Raw genomic sequence first — 22,112 nt, 5'->3', positions numbered from 1 at the left:
TGCGGATGACCGGCGCCGTTTAACCGGCGGCCAGCCTGCGGGTCAGTCGACCCGGGCCACCACCACCAGCGCCGGACGCAGCAGGCGCTCGTTGAGCAGGTAGCCCTTCTGGAACACGGTCACGACCGCGCCAGGGTTCACGCCAGCCGGCGCATCCACTTGGCTGATGGCCTGGTGGTGCTCCGGATTGAAGGTTTCCCCGGCCGGATCCAGCAGCGCCAGACCATTGTCGGCCGCCACCTTGAGCAGCTGCTTGTAGGTCAGTTCCAGCCCTTCGCGCAGCGGGTTGGGCTCGCTGCCCGCGGCGGCAAGGCCCGCATCCAGGCTGTCAAACACCGGCAGCAGTTCGCCCAGCAGCTTCTCGTTGGCAAACTTGCGCGCCTGCTCGACATCGCGGGCCACACGCCGGCGCTGGTTCTCCAGGTCGGCGCGCTCACGCAGCGCGTCAGCCTTCACCTGCTCCAGCTCGGCGCGCAGCGCCTGGATCTGCTCCTGCTGGGGATCGGTGGCCGCTTCGCTGTCAGCGGGGGTAATGGGGTCGAGTTCTGGGTGCTCTTGGTTCATTTCCGGTTCCCTGGCGGAAGTTCAGCCGCCTACCCTGCCCCGTATGTGGGCGGCGGCGGCGGTTTCAAGGTCAAGAATCACGCGGTGAGACGCCAACCACCTACCCTGCCAGGAAAATCCACCCCCGGACATTTGCCCGGACCTTCGCGCATGCTAGTTTTGCGCGGCCCCAAGACCTGCCGACCATGCTCAGACATCTTTCCATCAAGGATTTTGCAGTAGTACGCGCCACCGAACTGGAGTTCGGCCCCGGCATGACCGTGGTTTCCGGTGAAACCGGCGCCGGCAAGTCGCTGATGGTCGATGCGCTGGGCTTCCTTTCCGGCCAGCGCGCCGACTCCGGCGTGGTGCGCCACGGCGCCAGCCGGGCCGAGCTGTCAGCCGAATTCAGCCTCAGCGATGACACCCCCGCCCGGCAATGGCTGCGCGACAACGAACTCGATGACGAGGAACAGTGCCAGCTGCGCCGGGTCATTCGTGCCGATGGCGGCTCGCGCGCCTTCATCAATGGCCGCCCGGTACCGGTATCGCAACTGGCCGAACTGGCCGCCTTTCTGGTCGAAATCCACGGCCAGCACGAGCAGCAGGCCCTGCTGGCCCGCCACAGCCAGCTGGTACTGCTGGATGCCTACGCCCGCAACGAGACCGAGCGCGCCGCCGTTCGCCTGGCTGCATCACGTTGGCAGGCGTTGCTGGACGAGCGCGAGGCCCTGTCGCAACAGGGTGATGTCTCCGATCGCATCGGCTTTCTCGAACACCAGCTGGGCGAACTGCAGCGCGAGGAGCTGGAGCCGGCTTCCATCGCCACCCTGATCGCCAGCCACCGCCGCCAGGCCCATTCCACCGCCCTGATCGAGGCCTGCCAGCATGCCAGCGGCCTGCTCAACGGCGACGACAGCCCCTCCCTGCTCGCCCAGCTGCAGCAGATTCGCGGCGAACTGGCGCGGGTCAGCCAGCACGATCAGCGACTGGGCGAGATCGACAGCATGCTCGATGCCGCCGCCATCCAGCTGCACGAGGTCCTGGTACAGCTGGACCGGGTGCAGGACGACCTGGACAGCGATCCGGAGGCATTTGAAGACATCGAACGTCGCCTCGGGCGTCTGCATGATCTGGCGCGCAAGCACCGCGTGCCGATGGAGGAGCTGGCAGGCACCCGCGACCGTATCGAGGCCGAGCTGGAGCAGCTGCGCGGCGCCGACGAGCGTCTGGCCAGGCTGGCCGACGAGATCGACAAGGCCTGCGCGCACTGGCAGGCGCAGGCCGCCGCTCTGACCCTGGGCCGCACCCGGGCAGCCGCGGCGCTGTCGCAGACCACCACTGAACTGATTGGCGAACTGGGTATGGGCGGTGGCCAGTTCCGGATCGAGCTGGAACCGCAGGCGCAGCTCCGCCCGGACCCCAATGGCGCCGAGCGGGTCGAATTCCTGGTGGCTGCCAATGCCGGCCAGCCGGCGCGGGCGCTGCGCAAGGTCGCCTCCGGCGGCGAGCTGTCGCGTATTTCACTGGCCATCGAGGTGGCCGCACTGGGCCTGGACGCGGTGCCCACGATGGTGTTCGACGAGGTGGACTCGGGCATCGGCGGCGCCATCGCCGACATCGTCGGCAGCAAGCTGCGGGCGCTGGGCGAACGCCGCCAGGTGCTGTGCGTGACCCACCTGCCACAGGTCGCCTCCAAGGGTCACGCCCACTATCGGGTCAGCAAGGCGCCGGTGGAAGGCATGACCCAGAGCGCGGTGGAGCTGCTCGACGGCAAGGGCCGCGAGGAAGAGCTGGCGCGCATGCTCGGCGGCGCCGAGGTCAGCAAGGAGGCCCGCGCCGCGGCCCGCAAGTTGCTGGCAGAAGTGTGAGAAATAAAACCGGCGCATGCGCCGGTTTTTTTAAGATCAGATGATGCTCCGCCGCAGCCGGGCTCAACGCCGCTTCTTGCGAACGTACAGCACCAGCGAGTGCTCTTCGAGCTCGAACCCGTGCTCGGCGGCGATCTTCCGCTGCAGCTCCTCGATCTCGGCACTTTCAAATTCGATAATCTTGCCGGTATCCATGTCCACCATATGGTCATGGTGGGCGCCGCGATCCAGCTCGTAGACTGCCTGACCGCCTTCGAAATTGTGCTTGAGCACCAGACCGGCCGCCTCGAACTGAGTCAGCACACGGTAGACCGTGGCCAGACCTATCTCATCGCCGCAATCAAGCAGCTGGCGATAGATGTCTTCGGCCGTAAGGTGGTGATGCGGGGTGTTCTGCTCGAGCAAAGCGAGAATGCGCATGCGGGGATGCGTCACTTTCAAACCGACTTTGCGCAGCTCGTTGGATTCCATAGCCATCCTGTTCATTGGCGGTTTAACGCCAGTTGTCTCCTGTCAGATCGCGCAGGGTGCCGGGGAGTGTATCATCGGCCTGATTTCCTAAAACCGCCCTACCCAATGCGCAACCTCCTGTTGATCGCCGTTGTCGCCCTGTCCACTACTGGCTGCGGCATCATCTACAAGCAGCCCATCTATCAGGGCAACCTGATCCGCGAGCAGTCCGTGGCGCAATTGCAGGTCGGCCAGAGCAAGCAGCAGGTCAACGCGCTGCTGGGCACACCTTCCATTGCTGACCCGTTCCACGCCCAGCGCTGGGACTACACCGCCAGCCAACGTGTGAACCGCCTGGGCAAGACCGAAGTGAAGAATTTCACTGTTTTCTTCGAGAACGATGCAGTGACGCGCTGGGAAGGCGACTACTTCGCCACCCAGGATGCGGAGCTGGCCAAGAACAGCGTGCGCCAGTTCGGTCGCAATCTGGCCAAGGACAAGAAGAAGGGCGGCCGCTGATCGCCGCCTGCTGAACGTCAGCCGCCGCGCGCACGCCGGCGGCGATTTTCCTTGGGATCGGCCACCAGCGGCCGCAGCATCTCAATGCGATCCCCGTCCCGAAGCACCTGCTCTGGACGCGCGACGACGCCATGAACCGCGCAGGCCACCACTTCGCCGTCTGCGACCAGCGCCGCTTCTGCAAGCGCATCTGCCACGACGCAACCTTCCGGCAACTGCAGCTCGCGGCGGAGATAACGATCCGGCCAGGCCAGCACTACTTCCACGCGCATGCCTCAGGCCTCCTGATCGGCCACGCGCACGAAGTCATTGACCATGCGATCGGCCAGCCCCTGAAAACCCAGCGCCAACGCCGGACCCAACAAGCGCGAGGTTGGCTCGAACTCCAGCGTCAACGTCACCTTGCAGGCATCTTCCGCCAGCGAGTGGAATTCCCAGCGTCCGTGCAGGCGCTTGAACGGGCCATCACGCAACTGCATATCGATACTGTGCGGACGCTGCAACGTGTTCTCGGTCATGAACCAGGTCCGGAACGAGCCCAGCCCCAGATCGAGCCGGGCAACAACGCGATCACCGCCCTGCTCCAGGATCTCGGCCTTGTCGCACCAGCGGAAGCGGCGCGGATAGGCGGAGACGTCATTGACCAAGTCGAACATGCATCCTGCGGAGTGTTCGACCAAAGCGCTGCGGCGGATGGTAGGCATGGGATTACAAAGAATGTCCGGAACGCCCCCGAATCGGAGACAATATGTAAATGAGCAAGAAACCCGGCAAGGATAAAGCAAAGAGCGCGACGGTCGACAAAACCATCTCGCTCAACAAGCGTGCCCGTCACGAATACCACCTTGAGGAGCGTGTCGAGGCTGGACTGGTGCTGCAAGGCTGGGAGGTCAAGGCCATCCGCGCCGGTCGCGGCAATATGACCGACGCCTATGCATATGTGAAAGATGGCGAGATCTACCTGATCGGCGCGCAGATCACCCCGCTGATCCAGGCCTCCACCCACGTCGTGGCTGAAGACCGCCGTCAGCGCAAACTGCTGCTGCACCGCCGTGAGATCGACAAGCTGATCGGCCGCGTCGAGCGTGAGGGCTATACCCTGGTGCCCACCGCGATGTACTGGCGCAAGAACAAGATCAAGCTCGAGATCGCGCTGGCCAAGGGCAAACAGGATCACGACAAGCGCGATGCCGCCAAGGACCGTGACTGGGCCCGCGAGAAGCAGCGCGCCATGCGTGCGCACAACCGTAGCGCCTGAGCAAACCCCTGCGCGCTTGGCCGCTCCGGCGCGCGGAACGCCCCGGCGATGCTGGCCCCGCTTGGATTGGTTTCCAGTCCGGCATTCGACACAACAGTTAGCGACGCGCCAGCCGCTCCACCTGATCCCGGAGCGTCTGCATCGGCCTGTCTATACAGCCACGGTTCGCTGATCGCACCTGCACCCGACGCATTTCATTTGAGGGCGGCGCGTGTGCCCCGCCTATTCAGCATTTGCACCAGAAACACGGCGAAAGGATGGGCGTCAGATGAACCGACCAGCCGCGCACCGGCGCGCAGCGCGTGACGATTCAGACGCTTTGCCGTACCATCACCCACGTCGAGCATCGGCCCGCCCCGCAATAGCGGACGGATCGCTGAAGACTTGTAAGGCTCGAAGAAATCGGGGGTGCACTGGTTTCGACGGGGGTTATGAAGTCGCTTGGTGCATGCCGAGGGGGTAGCTTTCCTCGTAAATCCAGCTGCAAAACTCTAGTTGCCAACGACGACAACTACGCTCTCGCCGCTTAAGGCGTAAGCCCCGAACCCACTTGTGCCCGTGCTCGTGGATGTAGGGTCATTATCACGGAACCGGCTGTGACGGCTGCCTGTCAGTCACGGCTTAACCAAAACAGGCTGGTCTTGGGGTGCGCTTCGCATACCGTGCTGCCACAGGACGAGACCCAACGGTAAGCTAAGCATGTAGTACCGGGGATGGAGTGCCTTCGGACGGCGGTTCAATTCCGCCCACCTCCACCATATAGCCGTCTTGGGACGGTACAACAAAGGCTGGAAACCCTAGAGAAATCAAAGGTTCCGGCCTTTTTTGTGCCTGCGACAGTCCGACAGCGCCCATAACCACGCGGGGCAACACTGGGCAATCCAGGGCGCGGTAACTGCGCATGAAGCATGGCCCTCAATGCTCCTTAGCGATGTTGCGATCGGCAAAAGCAGGTCCGCGACGCCCGCTGCTTTCAAAGACGGCGGCCATTTCCTCCCCTCTGGAGTCGCAAGGCGGGGCGCTACAAGGTTGGGATACACAGAGAGGAAAGACCCGTTCCCTTGGACGCCCCCCTTCCCCGGCCATGTACTTGTCAGCAAAGGCAAGATTGCAACGGGCACTGCGTTGACGGGCGGCGCGTAAACGTCAGCCCACCGCCTCAGGCCAAGGCCCCGCCAAGCAGCACGCGCTCTGGAAAGCGCGCGCACAAAGTCGCAACTGGCAAGCAGCGCTCCTGCTGGCTCCCTCTGATGGACGTGCCGCTGCCGGCGCGGCGCGCCAGGGTCTTCCACCCGAGCGCTGGGCCGATCATTGGCACAGCCACGCTGCGGACAGCCATCAACCACTCTTTATCCGGCCCTCGACCAGATGCGTCACCTGTTGGCCGAACATGTCCATGTCCTCCGGGTCATGGCTGATCAGCAGCAGCGGAATGCCGGTCTGGTCCAGGACCGTCTCCAGCTCCTGACGCAAGTGCGCGCGCAAGTGGTGATCCAGCGCCGCGAACGGTTCATCCAGCAACAGCGCCTGCGGTTGCGTCACCAGTGCGCGCGCCAGTGCAGTGCGCTGGCGCTGCCCACCGGAGATCTGTGCAGGCAGCAGATCGCCGATGTGCTCGATGCGGAACGCCTGCAACCACTGCTCCACCGCCGCGATACGGCTCCCGCGCGCCGGGTTGCGCCAACCGCGCTGTAGACCGAAGCCCACGTTCTGGCGCACGCTCAGATGCGGAAACAATGCGTAGTCCTGAAACACATAACCGATCCGACGCCGTTGTGGTGACAGGTGGACACCCGCACGGGCATTAAACAACGTATGGCCATGCAGCCGGATCAGGCCGCTGTCCGGCCGCAACAGGCCAGCCACGGCTTTCAGTGTGAGGCTCTTGCCCGCGCCTGAAGGACCAAACAACACCACGCGGGGCTGGCTGCAACGCAGCTCCGCCTGCAGATGGAAATGCTGGCCGGCGGCTTGCAGGTGGCAGGCGATCTCCAGCTCAAGCCACATCACGTGTGCCTCCTGGCTGTCGCCCCACCAGCCGCGAGGCGAGCAGAAGCACGCTGATGCAAACCACCGAGGACACCATCACCAGCAGATTGGCACGTCCATCGTTGCCTGCCTGCACTGCCTCGTAGATGGCGATGGACAGGGTCTGGGTGCGCCCGGGAATACTGCCAGCCACCATGATGGTGGCGCCGAATTCGCCCATCGCACGCGCGAACGCCAGCAACAGACCGGCCAGAATTCCGCGCCATGCCAAGGGCAGCGTCACCCGGAAGAACAGCGCCATCTCGGAAATTCCCAGCGTGCGCGCAGCCTGCTCCAGCTGGGTGTCGACGTTCTCGAACGCCGCCCGGGCCGGCTTGAACACCAGCGGAAACGATGCCACTGCAGCGGCAACCACCGCCGCCTGCCAAGTGAAAAGCAGATTGATACCGAAGCTGTCCAGCAGCCATGCTCCCAGCGGACCATGGCTGCCGATCAGTACCAGCAGGTAGTAACCGAGCACGGTGGGCGGCAGCACCATCGGCAAAGTGAGAACCGTGTCCAGCAACTCACGTCCTGGAAAGCGCCGCCGCGCCAGCAGCGCGCCCAAGGCGACACCGAACACGAGATTGAGCAGCGTGGCCCAACCGGCGACCTTCAGCGACAACCACAAGGCACTCCAATCCAGGTCGACCATCAGGGACTGCCGAAACCATGTCTGCGCAGAATGGCCTGCCCTTGCGCTGAACGCACGAAAGCCATGAAGGCACGTGCATGCGCGGGAGATCGCGTCGTTCTCACCATTGCCAGCGGATAGCTGATGCCGCCCGGAACCGGCACCTGGAACGCGCGATGTACGCGACCAGGCATCGCCTGCGCGTCGGTGGCATAGACGAAACCGGCATCCACCTCGCCCCGTGCCACGTAGTCCAGCGACTGGCGTACATTCTGGGTGTTGATCATCCGCGGCTGCAGCGCTTGCCACAGACCCGCCTGCTGCAGCACCTCGCGCGCGTAGCGCCCGGCCGGTACGCTGTCCGGATTGCCGATGGTTATCCGCCTGACTCCCGGTTCGGCCAATGCCACCAGTGATGCCGGCTTTCCCCGAGCCTGCGGCGGCACCACCACCCACAGGCTGTTCACGGCGAATATCTGCCGCGTCGCAGGCACCACCAGACCACGTTGTGCGGCCAGCGCCATCGTGGCTTGATCGGCCGAGGCGAATACATCCACCGGTGCCCCGCGCGCGATCTGCTGCAGCAGCACACCGGAGGCGGCGAAATTCAGATCCACACGGATGTCTGGATTCACCGCTTCATAGGCTGCGGCTATTTCACGGAAGCTTTCGGTCAAGCTTGACGCGGCCGACACGGTCAGTTCGACGGCGGCGGCCGGAATCGCGGCAAACATCAGTACCAATGACAACAACGTGTTCATGGACAGGTCCTGGTTCGGGCATCACGCGTTCGCATCGTCCTGGGCCGCCATCTGCGCCAGCCGTTCCGGCTGCAGCAGGATGATTTCCCGCTGGTTGACCAGGATGACCTTGTCATCGCTCAGGCGTCGCAGCACCCGGCTGGCGGTTTCCGGCGCCATGCGCAGGTAATTGGCGATCTCCGAGCGGGTCATGGTCAGATTGAAGCGATTGGCTGAAAATCCGCGCCGGCTGTAGCGGGCGGAGATATCCAGCAAGAATGCGGCCATACGCTCCTCGGTGCGGTAATTGGCCGCCAGCACGGCGGCCTTGCCGATCTCCGCACTGAGCAGGCTGAACAGCTTGGCCTGCAGTGTCGGCATCCGTGTTGCCAGCAGGCTGAGGCGGGGAAACGAGATCCGGCACAGCGACACGGTGTCCAGCGCCACCGCGTTGCAGGGATAGCGCTCACCATGGATCGCATTGAGGCCGATCACCTCTCCCGGCAGACTGAATCCCAGTACCTGCTCGTTTCCCAGGCTGTCATCGATGAAGGTTTTGACCACGCCGGCGCGCACGGCGGCGATGGCCTCAAACGGCTCGCCGGCGCGGAAGATGTACTGTCCGGCGTGATAGGGTCCGACATGATCGACCAGCACGTGCAGCTCGGCGAGCGCGCCCTTGTCATAGCCCTTCATAGCCCTGCGAAGTGCAGGCATCGGAAAACGCGCAGGTGCTGCAGAATTTCAAGGCGTCACCGTCGTTGGCGGCGGCAGGATTGGTGATGGCGGCTCCCGGTGGACCGCGTGATGCTGGGCTGGAGGAATTCATTCCGAAATCATGCAGAAGCAGTCGAAGGCCGGAAGCACGCCGCAATCGTACGCCACAACAGCTCACCTTCATGCTGGATCCGCAACACGTGACCTTCGCGCTGCAGCCAACCGCACTGGATGAAGGAGGGAACCCGCGCCATCGCATCCTTGAAAAACTCCTCGAATGGCACGGTGTTGCGCCATTCGAATGCACGCATGTCCAGTGCATGGTCACACGCAAGACTTTGTACCACCTCGTCAACCAGACATTCCTGCCCGGACAGGATCAGCCCGGCTGCCACACCCGGCTGGCCCGCCGCCAGACATTGACGCCACCGCTGCGGCTGCGACTCGATCTCACACATGACATTGCCAATCTGGCTGCTCGCGCCTGGCCCGATTCCGAGGAGGTCGTGGCGCTTGCGCCGCGGCACGCCCAGCAAGTCACAGTAGCGCTGGCCATCGCCATTGCGTACCGGCAGGGTGAGGTCAGGACGCTGGTAGTGGTCTCCGCCGATGGGGCGATAGCCCGCGGCACGGACCATTCGCCAGGCCTGCAGCCAGTGCGCCGCTGCCGGTTGGCTTGGCAGCACACACGGCGCAGGCAGCAGCAGGCGATCGGGTGCCGACGCCAGCACGGCCTGGAGGCGTTGCAGGAAGGAGAGGTCATCCCGTGCCGGTATGCGCAACTGGTAATAGCATGCGGTGAACCCGGCATGCAGGCCTTGCGCCAGCACCGCCGGGCCATCGGCGCCGGCATGGTCGATCACGGTCAGCCGCGTGCAGCCCACCTCACGCAGTGCGCCCGGCGCAATCCCGCTGGCCGCGTCCAGCCTGACCTCCACCTGTGGCCGGGCGATGGTGGAAAGATGATGTGGCACGGCATCAAGGAGACGTCCAAGCAGCGGCGGCGGCAGATGCTCGGCCATGCCCAGCTGCAGCACCATCGCGCCCACTTCACGATCACCGGCCACCACGCTGGCATGCAGGCGAAGACTGTTCAGCAGCGCCTCAAGCAACCCGTCCGGATCCTCCCTGCCCCCCTGCGGGGCACAGAAGCCCAAGGTAAGGTCGCGCGGTATCAGGTGTTCGTTGCTGGCCAGCATCGCCGCACGCCACCCTGCCTCGCCGAACCCGTGACTGAGCTGCCCGGATGCAGGAAACAGGACATGCTGCGGCTGCTCCAGCAATGCGGCGTGCAACGAGGTGTCGTCCATCCCGGCGGTCTCCACTGGTATGTCTGCATCCTCGCGCACGCCGCGCCCCTGCTCCCTGATATAGATCAAACGCGCCGCAGCTTTTCGGCGGCACCGGCGTCAATGGCTTCCGGCAGATCGGTTTCGCCATCCAGCTGCGGGAAGTGTCGGCGTTCCATGCGACGGATCGCGAAATGCATCCACGCCAGCGCTGCGGCCACCACCACGAACAGCAGCATGAAGCAGCTGCTCCAGATACCCACGGCATCATTCAAGGCGCCGAACGCGATAGGCAGGATGAACCCCCCCAGACCACCGATCATGCCTACCACACCCCCTACCGCACCTACGTGGTGGGGGTAGTACACCGGGATGTGCTTGTATACCGCCGCTTTGCCCAGCGACATGAAGAACCCCAGTACGAACACCAGCACGGTGAACAGGGTCACGCCGATGGCCAGGTGGAAGCGAAGCTCACCGTTGATGCCCTTCACCACGTATTCGGTGTCTGGATAGGCCAGCAGGAAGGTGCAGATGACCGAGACGCTGAAGGTCCAGTACATCACCCGGCGGGCGCCGATGCGATCGGACAGCCAGCCACCGACCACGCGGAACAGACTGGCCGGAATCGAATAGCAGGCCGCCAGCATGCCAGCCGTCGCCACGTCCATGCCGTAGGCGCCCACCAGATAATGCGGCAGCCACAGCGCCAGTGCCACGAAGCCGCCGAACACGAAAAAGTAGTACAGCGAGAAGCGCCACACCTGCAGGTTCTTCAACGGCGCCATCTGCTCGGAGAACGGCATCGGCTTGACGCCATCACGGCGACGCTGTTCCAGCTGCGGGTCCTCCTTGCTGAAGAGGTAGAACAGCACGGCGGCAACGGCCAGACCGACCGCCCAGATCTTGGCCACCATGGTCCAACCGGCGGCCACCATCACCATCGGCGCCAGCAGCTTGGTGACTGCCGAACCGATGTTGCCCGCACCGAAAATGCCCAGCGCGGTTCCCTGCTTGCTGACCGGGAACCACTTGGACACATAGGCCACCCCCACCGAGAAGCTGCCACCGGCGATACCCACACACAACGCGGCGAACAGGAACTGCGGGTAGGTGTGCGCATACGTGAGCATCCAGGTGGCGACGGCGCCGCACAGCATCACCAGCACCAGCACCTTGCGGCCACCGAACTGGTCGGCCCAGATGCCCAGGAACACCCGGCTCAACGAGCCCGTCAACACCGGGGTGGCGATCAGCAGACCGAACTGGGTGTCGTTCAATCCCAGTTGCGCGCTGATCTGGATACCGATGATCGAGAAGATCATCCACACCGCAAAACAGACGGTGAAAGCGAACGTACTCAACCACAACGCGCGTTGTTGCTGCCCATGGGTGACTGCTTGCAGACTTTGGCTCATCGCCACTCCTCCAGAACGTCAGTTCATTCGGCCAAGGCTTCAATTTCTTGAAGACCGCGGACGGGATAGCGCTCTCGCAGCTCCAACAGGAACTGCTGCACGTTGCGCTGGCGCACCTGTAGCTCCAGGTAGTCGCGGATCTGTGTGTGGACCTGCTCGAAGCGCTGCGACTGCCCAGCTTCAAGCGCATCCACACTGACCACGTGGTAACCCCAGCGGGATTCCACCGGAAAGCCCGCCAACCCCTGGCGCAGCCGGAAGACCTGCCGATCGAACTCCGGCGTGGTCTGGCCGCGCTGCAGCCATCCCAGCTCGCCACCTTCTCTGCTCGAGGGACATTGCGAATAACGCTGTGCCAGATCGGCGAACAGATGCAGCTGCTCAGCCAGCTGCGCGATCAGCTGCTCGGCCTGGGTGCGGGCCTTGAAGCGGCCGGCGATATCGTCCGCGGGCGCAGCCAGCAGGATGTGGCGTACGCGGATACGGTCGGGCGAACGAAAGCGCTCGGGGTTCTGCTCGAAATAGCGACGACAATCGTTCTCGCTCGGCACACGGTCCTCCACCTGCTGCTCGAGCAGGCGCTGGATCTGCAGTTCCTCATCCGTATGGACGCCGTCGCCCTGCTCTTGGTGCAGGCCCAGCCGCTGGGCCTCACGACGCAGCAGTTCGCGCACCACCAGGGCACGGGCGGCATCGGCACGCGCCTGTTCCGGCCGCATCGCGCGGTGGAACTGCATCTCGCGGGCTATCTCGGCCTCGCTGATGGGTGTGTCATCGACAAACAGACTGCACGGTGCCGGCTGCCCAAGCGAGCGTGGCCCCTGCTGCGCCGCGTCGTCGTGGTGATGATCGGCTTCGACCGGCACCGGCTGGGCCGAGTCGATCACGGTGATCGGCAGGATTCTTGGCAGGCTGCCCATGGCTCACTCCCTCGGGCCGTAGCGCAGCGTGGCCTGGCGGCGGCGCACCACCTGGTACGGCCGCCACAGATAGCTGATCGGGATGCTCCAGACATGCACCAGACGGGTGAACGGTGCGATCAGGAACAGCGTCAGGCCAAGGAAGATGTGCAGCTTGTAGACCCAGTGCACGCCTTCGACGTAGTCGGCAGCGCCGGCACGGAACGTCACGATGTGCTGCGCCCACTCGGCCAGCATGACCATCACGCTCCCATCCATGTGCCCGGCCGAGATGCGGATGCTGTACATGCCCAGGCACAGCTGCGCGAACAGCAGCACCAGCACCAGCACGTCCCCGAAGTTGCCGGTGGCACGCACGCGTGCATTGGTCAGGCGGCGCACCAGCAGGATCACGATGCCGATGAAGCACAGCGCACCGAAGAGGCCACCGACCACCATCGCCAGCAACTGCTTTTGCGAGGAGGTGATGAAGTGCTCATACACCCCATGCGGTGTCAGCAGTCCGACCAGGTGGCCACCCAGAATCGCCAGGATGCCGATATGGAAGCAGTTGCTGCCGATCCGCATGCCGCGGTCGGACAACAGCTGGCTGGAGCCGGTGCGCCAGCTGTACATCGCTTTGTCATAGCGTGCCCAGCTGCCGATAAGCAGCACCGCCACGGCGATATAAGGATAGAACTGGAAGGCGAACTGGTTCAGGTAGTAGTTCATGGCTGTATCTCCCGGTGCACGGCGCGGGCGGGTGAACGGTGGGGAGGATCGCAATCCTGCGAGGGGGCATCGGTGCCAAAGCGCACGGCCTCCTCCTCCCACAGGCGGTCCATGGCTTCGACGGTGTCATCGCGCACTTCCTCGCTGGCACGCTGGCGCAACAGCGCGAGGTCAACCTTGCCCTCGCCCATTTCCACCAGGATCTCCAGCAACACCGCATGCGGCAGCTTACGTTCCGCGGCCCGCGCGGCCAGCATGCCGGCGATATGGCCGATGTGGTGCAGCCAGTCCTTGGCCTCGGCCTGCGGCCGGTGCGACAGATACTCCAGCAGCAAGGGCAGGTAGTCCGGTAATTCCCTGGCATCGAGCTCAAAGCCATTGCGCCGATAGGCGTCGATCAGATCCACCATGGCCTGGCCCCGGTCGCGCGACTCGCCATGGATATGCTCGAAAATCAACAGGCTCATCGAGCGGCCACGGTCGAAGGTGGCCAACCAGCGATCCTGCGCATCCAGCGGATCGGTGGCCAGCAGGTCACGGACGAAGCCCTGCAACTGCCTGCGTCGGGCCGGCGACAGCGCCGGATCGTCGCAGGCTTCGAGCAGCTCCTCGCCGTGCTGCCAAAGCTCGTCACGTGGATAGTCCAGCAACACTCCGATCAACTTCAGCAGGCTCATTTGGACACCTCATGACGATGTTGACGGTTGGGGTGCACCGCGTACGTGGTGCTCTTGCGCTGGCTGAACAGATCCGCCGGGCTGTCGCCATTGCAACCGTTGCCGAAGGTGAAACCGCAGCCGCCGCGCTCACCGAAGGCATCATTGGCGTACTCGCGGTGGGCGCTGGGAATGACGAAACGGTCTTCGTAATTGGCGATGGCCAGGTAGCGATACATGTCCTCGGCCTGCGCCGCCGTCAACCCCACCTGGTCGAGCACCTTGTGGTCCTCGACACCGTCCACGTTCTTGGCCCGGCGCCAGGCGCGCATCGCCATCAGGCGTTCGAGCGCACGCACCACCGGCATCTCGTCGCCGGCCGAGAGCATGTTGGCCAGATACCGCACCGGGATGCGGAGCGAGGCGATGTCCGGCAACTCGCCACTCATACCGACGCGGCCGCGCTCGGCCGCCGACTGGATCGGCGACAGCGGCGGCACGTACCAGACCATCGGCAAGGTGCGGTACTCCGGGTGCAGTGGCAGCGCCAGCTTCCAGTCGATGGCCAGTTTGTACACCGGCGAGGCCTTGGCCGCTTCCAGCCAGCTGTCCGGAATACCCTCGGCCCGTGCCGCTTCGATCACCTTCGGATCTTCCGGGTCCAGGAAGATATCCAGGTGCGCCTGGTACAGGTCCTTCTCGGCTGCAACCGAGGCCGCCTCGGCAATGCGGTCGGCGTCATAGAGCATCACGCCGAGGTAGCGGATACGCCCCACACAGGTTTCCGAACACACCGTGGGCTCGCCCATCTCGATCCGCGGGTAGCAGAAGATGCATTTCTCGGACTTGCCGCTCTTCCAGTTGTAGTAGATCTTCTTGTACGGACAGGCCGACACGCACATGCGCCAGCCCCGGCACTTGTCCTGGTCGATCAGGACGATGCCATCCTCCTCACGCTTGTAGATCGCGCCAGACGGACAGGCAGAAACGCAGGCCGGATTGAGGCAGTGCTCGCACAGGCGCGGCAGATACATCATGAAGGTCTTTTCGAAGGCGCCGTAGATCTCCTTCTGCACCTGGTCGAAGTTGTAGTCGCGCGAACGCTTGCTGAATTCAGTGCCCAGGATCTCCTCCCAGTTCGGCCCCCACTCGATCTTCTGCATCCGCTCGCCTGTGAGCAGCGAACGCGGCCGCGCGGTCGGCTGGTGTTTCAGATCCGGTGCATCGTGCAGATGCTGGTAGTCGAAATCGAACGGCTCGTAGTAGTCGTCGATCTGCGGGAGATCCGGATTGGCGAAGATCTTGGCCAGCATGCGCCAGCGACCGCCGGCGCGTGGCACCAGCTTGCCGGCGCGGGTGCGCACCCAGCCGCCGTTCCACTTCTCCTGGTTTTCCCATTCCTTGGGATAGCCGATACCCGGCTTGGTCTCGACGTTGTTGAACCAGGCGTACTCGACGCCCTCGCGCGAGGTCCACACGTTCTTGCAGGTGATCGAACAGGTATGACAGCCAATGCACTTGTCCAGGTTCAACACCATCGCAATCTGGGCACGAACTTTCATCACACCACCTCCCGGGCGGAAACTGCGGTCTCTTCGCCGTCCAGCCAGTCGATCCTGTCCATCTTGCGCACAATCACGAACTCGTCGCGGTTTGTGCCGCAGGTACCGTAGTAGTTGAAACCCCAGGCAAGCTGCGCGTAGCCGCCGATCATGTGGGTGGGCTTGAGCACGATGCGTGTCACCGAGTTGTGGATACCGCCGCGGGTACCGGAAATTTCCGAACCGGGCACATTGATGATGCGTTCCTGGGCGTGGTACATCATCGCCATGCCCGGCATCACGCGCTGGCTGACCACCGCACGCGCGGCGATCGCCCCGTTGACGTTGAACAACTCGATCCAGTCGTTGTCCTCGATGCCGGCATTGCGCGCGTCGTCCTCGCTCAACCAGACGATGGGGCCGCCACGCGACAGCGTCTGCATGATCAGGTTGTCGCTGTAGGTGCTGTGGATGCCCCACTTCTGATGGGGAGTGATCCAGTTCAGCACGATCTCCTTGTTGCCGTTGGAGCGCTTGCCCAGCAGCGGCGCCACCGTCTTGGTGTTGACCGGCGGTCGATAGCCCATGAAGGCCTCACCGAAATCGATCATCCACTCGTGGTCCTGGTAGAACTGCTGGCGGCCGGTCACCGTGCGCCAGGGAATCAGCTCGTGCACATTGGTGTAGCCGGCGTTGTAGCTGACGTTGTCGTCTTCAAGGCCGGACCAGATCGGCGAGGAAATGATCTTGCGCGGCTGCGCCTGGATGTCACGGAAGCGGATCGCCTCGTGTTCCTTGCCCACCGCAAGATGCGTGTGCTCGCGGCCGGTGAAGGTGCCCAGCGACTCCCAGGCCTTGACCGCGACATGGCCATTGGTTTCCGGCGCCAGGTGCAGGATCACTTCGCAAGCGTCGATGGCGGTATCAATCGCCGGCCGGCCATGGCTGATGCCTTCGTCCAGCACGGTGTGGTTGAGCTTGCCGAGGAATTCCACCTCGTGCTTGGTATCCCAGCTCATTCCCTTGCCGCCGTTGCCGAGCTTGTCCAGCAGCGGGCCCAGCGAGGTGAACTTGCGGTAGAGGTTGGGATAGTCGCGCTCGACCACCGCCATGCTCGGCATGGTCTTGCCGGGAATGGCCTCGCACTGGCCCTTCTTCCAGTCGGCGACGCCGAACGGCATGCCCAGTTCGTTGGGCGTGTCGTGCAGGGTCGGCACCAGCACCAGGTCCTTCTCGACACCGAGCACGCCCGGCGCCATGTCGCTGAGCGTGCGTGCGACACCCTTGAAGATTTCCCAGTCGCTGCGCGATTCCCAGGCCGGGTCCACCGCCTTGGACAGCGGGTGGATGAAGGGATGCATGTCCGAGGTGTTGAGGTCGTCCTTCTCGTACCAGGTGGCAGTCGGCAGCACGATGTCCGAGTACAGCGCGGTGGTGCACATGCGGAAATCCAGCGTCACCAGCAGGTCGAGCTTGCCTTCCGGTGCCTCGTCATGCCATTTCACGTCCTCGGGCTTGACCGCGCCCATCTCGCCCAGGTCCTTGCCCTGCAGGCCGTGGCGGGTGCCGAGCAGATGCCGCAGCATGTACTCGTGGCCCTTGCCGGAGGAGCCGAGCAGGTTGGAGCGCCAGATGAACATCATGCGCGGGTGGTTCTGCGCGGCATCCGGATCGGCGAAGGCGAAGTCCAGCGAACCGTCCTTGAACTTGGACAGCGCATAGTCGGCCGGCGAGATGCCGGCCTGTTCGGCCTCGCGCACCAGCTGCAGCGGATTGCGGTCCAGCTGCGGCGCGCTCGGCAGCCAGCCCATGCGCACCGCACGCAGGTTGAGGTCGGCCAGGCTGCCGCTGTACTTGGCAGGATCGGCCAGCGGCGACAGCAGTTCGTTGACCTGCAGCTTTTCGTAACGCCACTGCCCGGTATTGAAGTAGAAGAACGAGGTGCCGTTCATCTGCCGCGGCGGGCGGCTCCAGTCCAGGCCGAAGGCCAGCGGCTGCCAGCCGGTCTGCGGACGCAGCTTTTCCTGGCCCACGTAATGGGCCCAGCCACCGCCGGTCTGGCCCACGCAGCCGCACATGACCAGCATATTGATCAGGCCGCGATAGTTCATGTCGTTGTGGAACCAGTGGTTCATGCCGGCGCCGACGATGATCATGCTGCGGCCATGGGTTTTGTCGGCGGTGCGGGCGAATTCGCGGGCGATCTCGATCACCTCGGCGCGCGACACGCCGGTGATGCGCTCCTGCCAGGCCGGCGTACCCGGCACGTTGTCATCGAAACTCCTGGCGACATTGCCGCCGCCGAAACCCCGATCCACGCCGTACTGCGCCAGCAGCAGGTCATACACGGTGGCTACCAGCGCCTCACTGCCGTCGGCCAGCGGCAGGCGGCGCAGCGGGATATTGCGCTCCAGCACGTCCTCGGCCGGCGCGGCGGTCCAGCCGTCGCTCTCGATGCCGCCAAAGTACGGGAAGCTCACCGCCTCGATGCCGTCATGGATATCGGCCAGACTCAGCCGCAGGCGGGTCTCATGGCCATCGCTGGCCTTCTGCTCGATGTTCCACTTGCCCTTCTCACCCCAACGGAAACCGACCGAACCATTGGGCACGGTGATGTCGCCGCTGTTCTCATCGAACGCCAGCGTCTTCCATTCGGGGTTGTTGCTCTCGCCCAGCCCGCCCAGTTCGCTGGCGCGCAGGAAGTGGCCCGGTACGAGTCGGCCATCGGCACGGCGCTCGATGCGCACCAGCATCGGCATGTCCGAGTACTGGCGGCAGTAGTCCTGGAAGTACTGCGAGGGCGTATCGACGTGGAATTCGCGCAGGATCACGTGGCCGAAAGCGAATGCCAGCGCAGCGTCGGTGCCCTGCTTGGGATGCAGCCAATGGTCGGTGAGCTTGGCCAGCTCGGAATAGTCCGGGCAGATCGCCACCGTCTTGGTACCGTTGTAACGCGCCTCGGTGAAAAAATGCGCATCGGGCGTGCGCGTCTGCGGCACGTTCGAGCCCCAGGCGATGATGTAGCGGCTGTTGTACCAGTCGGCCGATTCCGGCACGTCGGTCTGCTCGCCCCACACCTGCGGCGAAGCCGGCGGCAGGTCGCAATACCAGTCGTAGAACGACAGGCAGGCGCCCCCGAGCAGCGACAGATAGCGCGCACCGGCGGCATAGGACACCATCGACATGGCCGGAATCGGCGAGAAGCCAACGATACGGTCCGGGCCGTATTCCTTGGTCGTGTAGAGGTTGGAGGCGGCGATGATCTCGTTGGCCTCGTCCCAGTTCAGCCGCACGAAACCGCCCATGCCACGACGGCGCTTGTACTCGCGCGACTTGGCCGGGTCCTGCACGATGCTGGCCCAGGCCTCGACCGGCGACAGGGTCTTGCGTGCCTGCCGCCACATGCGCAGCAAGGTGCCGCGGATCAGCGGGTACTTGAGGCGGTTGGCGCTGTACAGATACCAGGAATAGCTGGCGCCACGCGGACAACCACGCGGCTCGTGGTTGGGCAGGTCCGGGCGGGTCCGTGGATAGTCGGTCTGCTGGGTTTCCCAGGTGACCAGGCCGTTCTTGACGTAGATCTTCCAGCTGCACGAGCCGGTGCAGTTCACGCCGTGGGTGGAGCGCACGATCTTGTCGTACTGCCAGCGGGCGCGGTAACTGTTCTCCCAGTCGCGGTTCTCGCTCTTGCTGAACCCGTGGCCATCGGCAAAGGGTTGTGGGTCCCGCTTGAAGAACTGCAAGCGATCAAGGAAGTAGCTCATGGTCAATCTCCGTTCGCAAACTTCTGCATCATGACTGGGTGTGTCTTCTGGCTACGCTGTGTGGCTGTCTCAGCAGGGCGTCTCGGCGCCGCGCCGGTAGTACCACCACCACGTCACCGCCAGGCACGTGGTGTAGAACACGATGAATCCGTACAGCGCCATGTCCGGGCTGCCGGTCAAACTGATCGAAGTGCCGTAGCTCTTGGGGATGAAGAAGCCACCATAGGCACCGATCGCGCCGGAGAAGCCGACCACCGCGGCCGATTCGATGCTGGCCTGGTGGGCAGAGGCCTTCTTGCCTTCGGCCCCCTCACTGGCCGACAAGCGCTCATGCAGGGTGCGGAAGATCACCGGAATCATCCGGAACGTGGTCCCGTTGCCGATGCCGCTGAGTACGAACAAGGCCATGAACGAGAGCAGGAAACCGTAGAAATTGCCGCCCTGGCCGTTGCTGGGCAGGAAGTGCAGCACGCCGAACACCGCGGCGATCATCAGCGCGAACACCCAGAACGTCAGGCGTGCGCCGCCCCAGCGATCAGCCATGCTGCCGCCCACCGAGCGCATCAGCGCACCCAGCAACGGGCCGATGAAGGCATAGGTCATCGGGTTGACTTCCGGGAACTGGCTTTTGACCAGCATCGGGAACCCGGCCGAAAAGCCGATGTAGGAACCGAAGGTGCCGATGTACAGCCAGCACATCAGCCAGTTGTGCTTGCGGCGGAAGATGACGGCCTGCTCGGAGAACGAGGAGCGGGCGCTGGTCAGGTCGTTCATGCCGAACCACGCGGCCAACGCGAACAGGACAATGCCCGGCACCCAGATGAAGCCGGCGTTCTGCAGGAACAGCGGCTCGCCACCATCCATGGTCGGCTGTGGCGCCCCGCCCAGTGCGCCGAACACGCCTGCCGTGATCACCAGCGGGATGACCGCCTGTGATACGGAGACGCCGACATTTCCCAGCCCCGCATTCAGCCCAAGTGCCGAGCCCTGGCGCTGCTTGGGATAGAAGAAGGAGATGTTGGACATCGAGGAGGAGAAGTTCGCACCGCCAAAGCCGCAGAACATCGCGATCAGCACGAACACCCAGTAGGGCGTGGACAGATCCTGCACCGCAAAGCCCAGCCACAACGTCGGGATGAGCAGCGAAGCGGTGGACAATGCGGTCCACCGGCGCCCGCCGAAGATCGGAATAACGAACGAGTAGAAAATGCGCAGCGTGGCCCCGGAGAGACTGGGCAGCGCCACCAGCCAGAACAGCTGATCGGTGCTGAGGTTGAAGCCGATGCGCGGCAGGCTGATGGTCACCGAGGAGAACAGCACCCATACGGCGAATGCCAGCAGCAACGCGGGAATGGAAATGATGAGGTTGCGTGTGGCGACGCGCCTGCCTGTGCGTTCCCAGTAGTCGGGATCTTCGGGCCGCCAATCGGTGATGACCCGGCCTGTGCTCGCCTTCTTGCCTGTTTTGACATCGTCACTGACAGTCATGCATGGCTCCAATGCGGTATGAAACGGCGCTGGCTTGCTGTGCTTTTACTGTGCTCAATCGCGCCACCGGCGCCATTAAGCCCGGGCCGCGCTGGTGGCGCGATTGATCTGGATCAATCAACGGCGCCTGCGCGCCGGTTTCCTGATATATGTCAAACCATGGAGGATGTGGCCGCCGCGGACCGGCGCGAAGGACCGCGCTGTCGCAGGCTGTCGCGTATATCCACGTCAAGCCGCAACTGCAGCGGTTCTCCGCCCGCAGCAACGTCAAAGCTCAGGCCGTCACGGCACGGCAACCGCGCCTGCAACGCCAACACGGCATCGCGCGGAAGGCTGATCTGCAGTATCGCCGTATCACCCGTGATGAGGACTTCACCGGAAGGAACTAGGCGCAGGGTCTGCGACCAGCAGCGCTCAGCAGCCAGACGAGTGTGGTTTTCCACCCTCTGGCCGGCCAGGAGTCTGGCCAATTCCGCCTCATCAATACGCAATCGTATCGATTGGCGGTGAATCTGCACTTTCATGATGCAACCTCCTCCCATTGTGCGGGGGTATTGCAGTTCACCAGCCATGGAGCGACATCGTCCGACAAGGGCAGCTCAAGTACGCCAAGGCGCGCTTGCAGGGCGTGCAGGGAACGCGGCCCTTCGCGTTGCTGGACCATGGACGCCACTACCTTGCGGCATGCATCGTCGATGTTCAACCGCATCGGCAGCGGTTGCCCTTGGAAGATCACGCACGGCGCCGGTCCGGCATCCCGCAGGCGCCCAAGCAATGCCTTGTTCAAGCGCGGCATATCTACCGGGACCACCCACGCGGGACCATCATCAAGTATCGGCAACACGCTGTACAAGCCGCCCAGTGGGCCGCAACCTGGCAGCTTGTCGGGTACCGCGTCGAAATCCGGATAGTCACCGCTCACCCTGACCGGTCGTGCACCGGACTGCTCAAGCAGCCCGCACATGTGCGTCAGTAAAGGCCGCCCGCGCCACAGCAGCCGCGCCTTGTCCTGTCCCATCCGGCTGGACAGACCTCCGGCCAGCACGATGCCGGCCAGCAGTGAAGACTCAGTGCGGGTGTTCATGAACGTGTCTCTCGTCCGCCGGCCCCACGACCGGCTCACACAACGCGCAGCCCTCACTCCACTGGCTGTCACCGTCCAGATAGTGCTCCTGTTTCCAGATCGGCGAACGGTGCTTCACCGCCTCGATCAGCTGCCGGCACGCCCGGAACGCCTCATCGCGATGGGGTGTTCCGGCAGCCACCACCACGGCGACATCGCCCACCGCCAACCGGCCTTTGGCATGTGCCACATATAGCTTGATGCGCGGACCGAAGTCCGCCTCGACCTCGGCGACAAGGCGCTGGAACTCGTTCATGACCAGCGGCTCGAACAGGTCATAGGTGATGCCCTGCACACCACGTCCCTGGTTGAGATCACGCACTTTGCCGATAAACACATCGATGCCGCCGAATGCGGGATCGGAAACGAAGTCGATGGCTTCGGCTGGATCAACCCTGCCGTTCGCCCGTTCAACAATTTTCCAGAGGCTGCCTGTGCGCAT

At 63.9% G+C, this 22,112-nt stretch carries 21 protein-coding genes, 1 other RNA gene and 1 pseudogene; 4 read left to right on the top strand and 19 right to left on the bottom strand.

The genetic code is table 11. The annotated features are described in order from the left end of the window. Positions 1 to 42: 42 nt before the first annotated feature. Positions 43 to 564, bottom strand: coding sequence for a nucleotide exchange factor GrpE (grpE, locus tag ARC78_RS04445; RefSeq protein WP_054658282.1), 522 nt, complete (start codon positions 562 to 564; stop codon positions 43 to 45). Between the two features lie 185 nt (positions 565 to 749). Between grpE and recN the strand changes: the two genes are divergently transcribed. After that, the gene (gene recN, locus ARC78_RS04440; RefSeq protein WP_057505811.1) at positions 750 to 2,414 is read left to right on the top strand and encodes a DNA repair protein RecN; all 1,665 of its coding nucleotides are present in this window, start codon (positions 750 to 752) and stop codon (positions 2,412 to 2,414) included. A gap of 63 nt (positions 2,415 to 2,477) precedes the next feature. Here recN and fur read toward each other — a convergent pair whose 3' ends face one another. Beyond that, entirely contained in the window at positions 2,478 to 2,885 is a 408-nt protein-coding gene (gene fur / locus ARC78_RS04435; protein WP_054656922.1) for a ferric iron uptake transcriptional regulator, read from the bottom strand. Between the two features lie 105 nt (positions 2,886 to 2,990). On the opposite strand from fur, the gene ARC78_RS04430 reads away from it, so the two are divergent. After that, positions 2,991 to 3,383 (top strand): outer membrane protein assembly factor BamE, encoded by a 393-nt coding sequence (locus ARC78_RS04430; protein WP_054656920.1) that lies wholly within the window; start codon positions 2,991 to 2,993, stop codon positions 3,381 to 3,383. A gap of 17 nt (positions 3,384 to 3,400) precedes the next feature. On the opposite strand, the gene ARC78_RS04425 is transcribed toward ARC78_RS04430, so the two are convergent. Together ARC78_RS04425 and ARC78_RS04420 are read right to left on the bottom strand one after the other, a co-directional pair. After that, on the bottom strand, positions 3,401 to 3,655 hold the full coding sequence (locus tag ARC78_RS04425; protein WP_054656918.1) for an RnfH family protein: 255 nt from the start codon (positions 3,653 to 3,655) through the stop codon (positions 3,401 to 3,403). A 3-nt stretch (positions 3,656 to 3,658) separates the two neighbouring features. Then, positions 3,659 to 4,087 (bottom strand): type II toxin-antitoxin system RatA family toxin, encoded by a 429-nt coding sequence (locus tag ARC78_RS04420; RefSeq protein ID WP_054656916.1) that lies wholly within the window; start codon positions 4,085 to 4,087, stop codon positions 3,659 to 3,661. 50 nt (positions 4,088 to 4,137) lie between these two features. Between ARC78_RS04420 and smpB the strand changes: the two genes are divergently transcribed. Beyond that, a complete protein-coding gene (gene smpB / locus ARC78_RS04415; protein WP_054656914.1) occupies positions 4,138 to 4,641 on the top strand; it encodes an SsrA-binding protein SmpB in 504 nt (167 codons plus the stop codon). Positions 4,642 to 5,045: 404 nt separating this feature from the next. Next, positions 5,046 to 5,399, top strand: a transfer-messenger RNA (tmRNA) gene (gene ssrA, locus ARC78_RS16255). A 580-nt stretch (positions 5,400 to 5,979) separates the two neighbouring features. Here ssrA and ARC78_RS04405 read toward each other — a convergent pair. The 15 genes and pseudogenes from ARC78_RS04405 to ARC78_RS04335 all read right to left on the bottom strand — a co-directional run bounded on the left by ARC78_RS04405 (position 5,980) and on the right by ARC78_RS04335 (position 22,112). Beyond that, positions 5,980 to 6,648: a sulfate/molybdate ABC transporter ATP-binding protein gene (locus ARC78_RS04405; protein ID WP_054656910.1), complete on the bottom strand. Its 669-nt coding sequence runs from the start codon at positions 6,646 to 6,648 to the stop codon at positions 5,980 to 5,982. Continuing rightward, entirely contained in the window at positions 6,638 to 7,324 is a 687-nt protein-coding gene (gene modB / locus ARC78_RS04400; RefSeq protein WP_054656907.1) for a molybdate ABC transporter permease subunit, read from the bottom strand. The genes ARC78_RS04405 and modB overlap by 11 nt, the downstream gene beginning before the upstream one ends. After that, a complete protein-coding gene (modA, locus tag ARC78_RS04395) occupies positions 7,324 to 8,064 on the bottom strand; it encodes a molybdate ABC transporter substrate-binding protein (protein WP_054656905.1) in 741 nt (246 codons plus the stop codon). Before modA ends, modB begins: the two co-directional genes overlap by 1 nt. Before the next feature lie 21 nt (positions 8,065 to 8,085). After that, positions 8,086 to 8,872, bottom strand: a pseudogene (locus tag ARC78_RS04390) (helix-turn-helix domain-containing protein). A gap of 7 nt (positions 8,873 to 8,879) precedes the next feature. After that, positions 8,880 to 10,070: an oxygen-independent coproporphyrinogen III oxidase gene (locus tag ARC78_RS04385; protein WP_054656903.1), complete on the bottom strand. Its 1,191-nt coding sequence runs from the start codon at positions 10,068 to 10,070 to the stop codon at positions 8,880 to 8,882. 65 nt (positions 10,071 to 10,135) lie between these two features. Then, positions 10,136 to 11,467, bottom strand: a complete 1,332-nt coding sequence (locus ARC78_RS04380; protein WP_054656901.1) for an MFS transporter — start codon at positions 11,465 to 11,467, stop codon at positions 10,136 to 10,138. Between the two features lie 23 nt (positions 11,468 to 11,490). Beyond that, a complete protein-coding gene (locus ARC78_RS04375; RefSeq protein ID WP_057505810.1) occupies positions 11,491 to 12,387 on the bottom strand; it encodes a peptidylprolyl isomerase in 897 nt (298 codons plus the stop codon). Between the two features lie 3 nt (positions 12,388 to 12,390). Then, on the bottom strand, positions 12,391 to 13,098 hold the full coding sequence (narI, locus tag ARC78_RS04370) for a respiratory nitrate reductase subunit gamma (protein WP_054656899.1): 708 nt from the start codon (positions 13,096 to 13,098) through the stop codon (positions 12,391 to 12,393). Then, entirely contained in the window at positions 13,095 to 13,775 is a 681-nt protein-coding gene (gene narJ, locus ARC78_RS04365; protein WP_057505809.1) for a nitrate reductase molybdenum cofactor assembly chaperone, read from the bottom strand. The genes narI and narJ overlap by 4 nt, the downstream gene beginning before the upstream one ends. Then, the gene (gene narH / locus ARC78_RS04360; RefSeq protein ID WP_054656897.1) at positions 13,772 to 15,316 is read right to left on the bottom strand and encodes a nitrate reductase subunit beta; all 1,545 of its coding nucleotides are present in this window, start codon (positions 15,314 to 15,316) and stop codon (positions 13,772 to 13,774) included. Before narH ends, narJ begins: the two co-directional genes overlap by 4 nt. After that, complete coding sequence (locus ARC78_RS04355; RefSeq protein WP_057505808.1) at positions 15,316 to 19,059, bottom strand: nitrate reductase subunit alpha; 3,744 nt, start codon at positions 19,057 to 19,059, stop codon at positions 15,316 to 15,318. Before ARC78_RS04355 ends, narH begins: the two co-directional genes overlap by 1 nt. Before the next feature lie 69 nt (positions 19,060 to 19,128). After that, on the bottom strand, positions 19,129 to 20,547 hold the full coding sequence (locus ARC78_RS04350) for a NarK family nitrate/nitrite MFS transporter (RefSeq protein WP_054656895.1): 1,419 nt from the start codon (positions 20,545 to 20,547) through the stop codon (positions 19,129 to 19,131). 152 nt (positions 20,548 to 20,699) lie between these two features. Then, positions 20,700 to 21,071, bottom strand: a complete 372-nt coding sequence (locus ARC78_RS04345; RefSeq protein ID WP_054656893.1) for a DUF7009 family protein — start codon at positions 21,069 to 21,071, stop codon at positions 20,700 to 20,702. Next, positions 21,068 to 21,631: a molybdenum cofactor guanylyltransferase gene (gene mobA, locus ARC78_RS04340; protein WP_054656891.1), complete on the bottom strand. Its 564-nt coding sequence runs from the start codon at positions 21,629 to 21,631 to the stop codon at positions 21,068 to 21,070. The genes ARC78_RS04345 and mobA overlap by 4 nt, the downstream gene beginning before the upstream one ends. Further along, positions 21,615 to 22,112 carry a molybdenum cofactor biosynthesis protein MoaE gene (locus ARC78_RS04335; protein WP_054656889.1) on the bottom strand — a complete coding sequence of 166 codons (498 nt, stop codon included), beginning with the start codon at positions 22,110 to 22,112 and terminating at the stop codon, positions 21,615 to 21,617. The genes mobA and ARC78_RS04335 overlap by 17 nt, the downstream gene beginning before the upstream one ends.

Source organism: Stenotrophomonas pictorum JCM 9942 (assembly GCF_001431585.1).
Classification (GTDB): Bacteria; Pseudomonadota; Gammaproteobacteria; order Xanthomonadales; family Xanthomonadaceae; genus Stenotrophomonas; species Stenotrophomonas pictorum.
This window is presented reverse-complemented; position numbering and strand designations above follow the sequence as displayed.

Excerpts from the sequence above, each read along its gene's own strand:
- mobA (WP_054656891.1), bottom strand. The coding sequence starts at position 21,631 with ATGAACACCCGCACTGAGTCTTCACTGCTGGCCGGCATCGTGCTGGCC.
- ARC78_RS04430 (WP_054656920.1), top strand. The coding sequence starts at position 2,991 with ATGCGCAACCTCCTGTTGATCGCCGTTGTCGCCCTGTCCACTACTGGC.
- ARC78_RS04420 (WP_054656916.1), bottom strand. The coding sequence starts at position 4,087 with ATGCCTACCATCCGCCGCAGCGCTTTGGTCGAACACTCCGCAGGATGC.
- ARC78_RS04405 (WP_054656910.1), bottom strand. The coding sequence starts at position 6,648 with ATGTGGCTTGAGCTGGAGATCGCCTGCCACCTGCAAGCCGCCGGCCAG.
- modA (WP_054656905.1), bottom strand. The coding sequence starts at position 8,064 with ATGAACACGTTGTTGTCATTGGTACTGATGTTTGCCGCGATTCCGGCC.
- ARC78_RS04385 (WP_054656903.1), bottom strand. The coding sequence starts at position 10,070 with ATGGACGACACCTCGTTGCACGCCGCATTGCTGGAGCAGCCGCAGCAT.
- narI (WP_054656899.1), bottom strand. The coding sequence starts at position 13,098 with ATGAACTACTACCTGAACCAGTTCGCCTTCCAGTTCTATCCTTATATC.
- ARC78_RS04345 (WP_054656893.1), bottom strand. The coding sequence starts at position 21,071 with ATGAAAGTGCAGATTCACCGCCAATCGATACGATTGCGTATTGATGAG.
- ARC78_RS04380 (WP_054656901.1), bottom strand. The coding sequence starts at position 11,467 with ATGAGCCAAAGTCTGCAAGCAGTCACCCATGGGCAGCAACAACGCGCG.
- narJ (WP_057505809.1), bottom strand. The coding sequence starts at position 13,775 with ATGAGCCTGCTGAAGTTGATCGGAGTGTTGCTGGACTATCCACGTGAC.
- narH (WP_054656897.1), bottom strand. The coding sequence starts at position 15,316 with ATGAAAGTTCGTGCCCAGATTGCGATGGTGTTGAACCTGGACAAGTGC.
- ARC78_RS04375 (WP_057505810.1), bottom strand. The coding sequence starts at position 12,387 with ATGGGCAGCCTGCCAAGAATCCTGCCGATCACCGTGATCGACTCGGCC.
- modB (WP_054656907.1), bottom strand. The coding sequence starts at position 7,324 with ATGGTCGACCTGGATTGGAGTGCCTTGTGGTTGTCGCTGAAGGTCGCC.
- ARC78_RS04335 (WP_054656889.1), bottom strand. The coding sequence starts at position 22,112 with ATGCGCACAGGCAGCCTCTGGAAAATTGTTGAACGGGCGAACGGCAGG.
- fur (WP_054656922.1), bottom strand. The coding sequence starts at position 2,885 with ATGGAATCCAACGAGCTGCGCAAAGTCGGTTTGAAAGTGACGCATCCC.
- ARC78_RS04425 (WP_054656918.1), bottom strand. The coding sequence starts at position 3,655 with ATGCGCGTGGAAGTAGTGCTGGCCTGGCCGGATCGTTATCTCCGCCGC.
- grpE (WP_054658282.1), bottom strand. The coding sequence starts at position 564 with ATGAACCAAGAGCACCCAGAACTCGACCCCATTACCCCCGCTGACAGC.
- recN (WP_057505811.1), top strand. The coding sequence starts at position 750 with ATGCTCAGACATCTTTCCATCAAGGATTTTGCAGTAGTACGCGCCACC.
- smpB (WP_054656914.1), top strand. The coding sequence starts at position 4,138 with ATGAGCAAGAAACCCGGCAAGGATAAAGCAAAGAGCGCGACGGTCGAC.
- ARC78_RS04350 (WP_054656895.1), bottom strand. The coding sequence starts at position 20,547 with ATGACTGTCAGTGACGATGTCAAAACAGGCAAGAAGGCGAGCACAGGC.
- ARC78_RS04355 (WP_057505808.1), bottom strand. The coding sequence starts at position 19,059 with ATGAGCTACTTCCTTGATCGCTTGCAGTTCTTCAAGCGGGACCCACAA.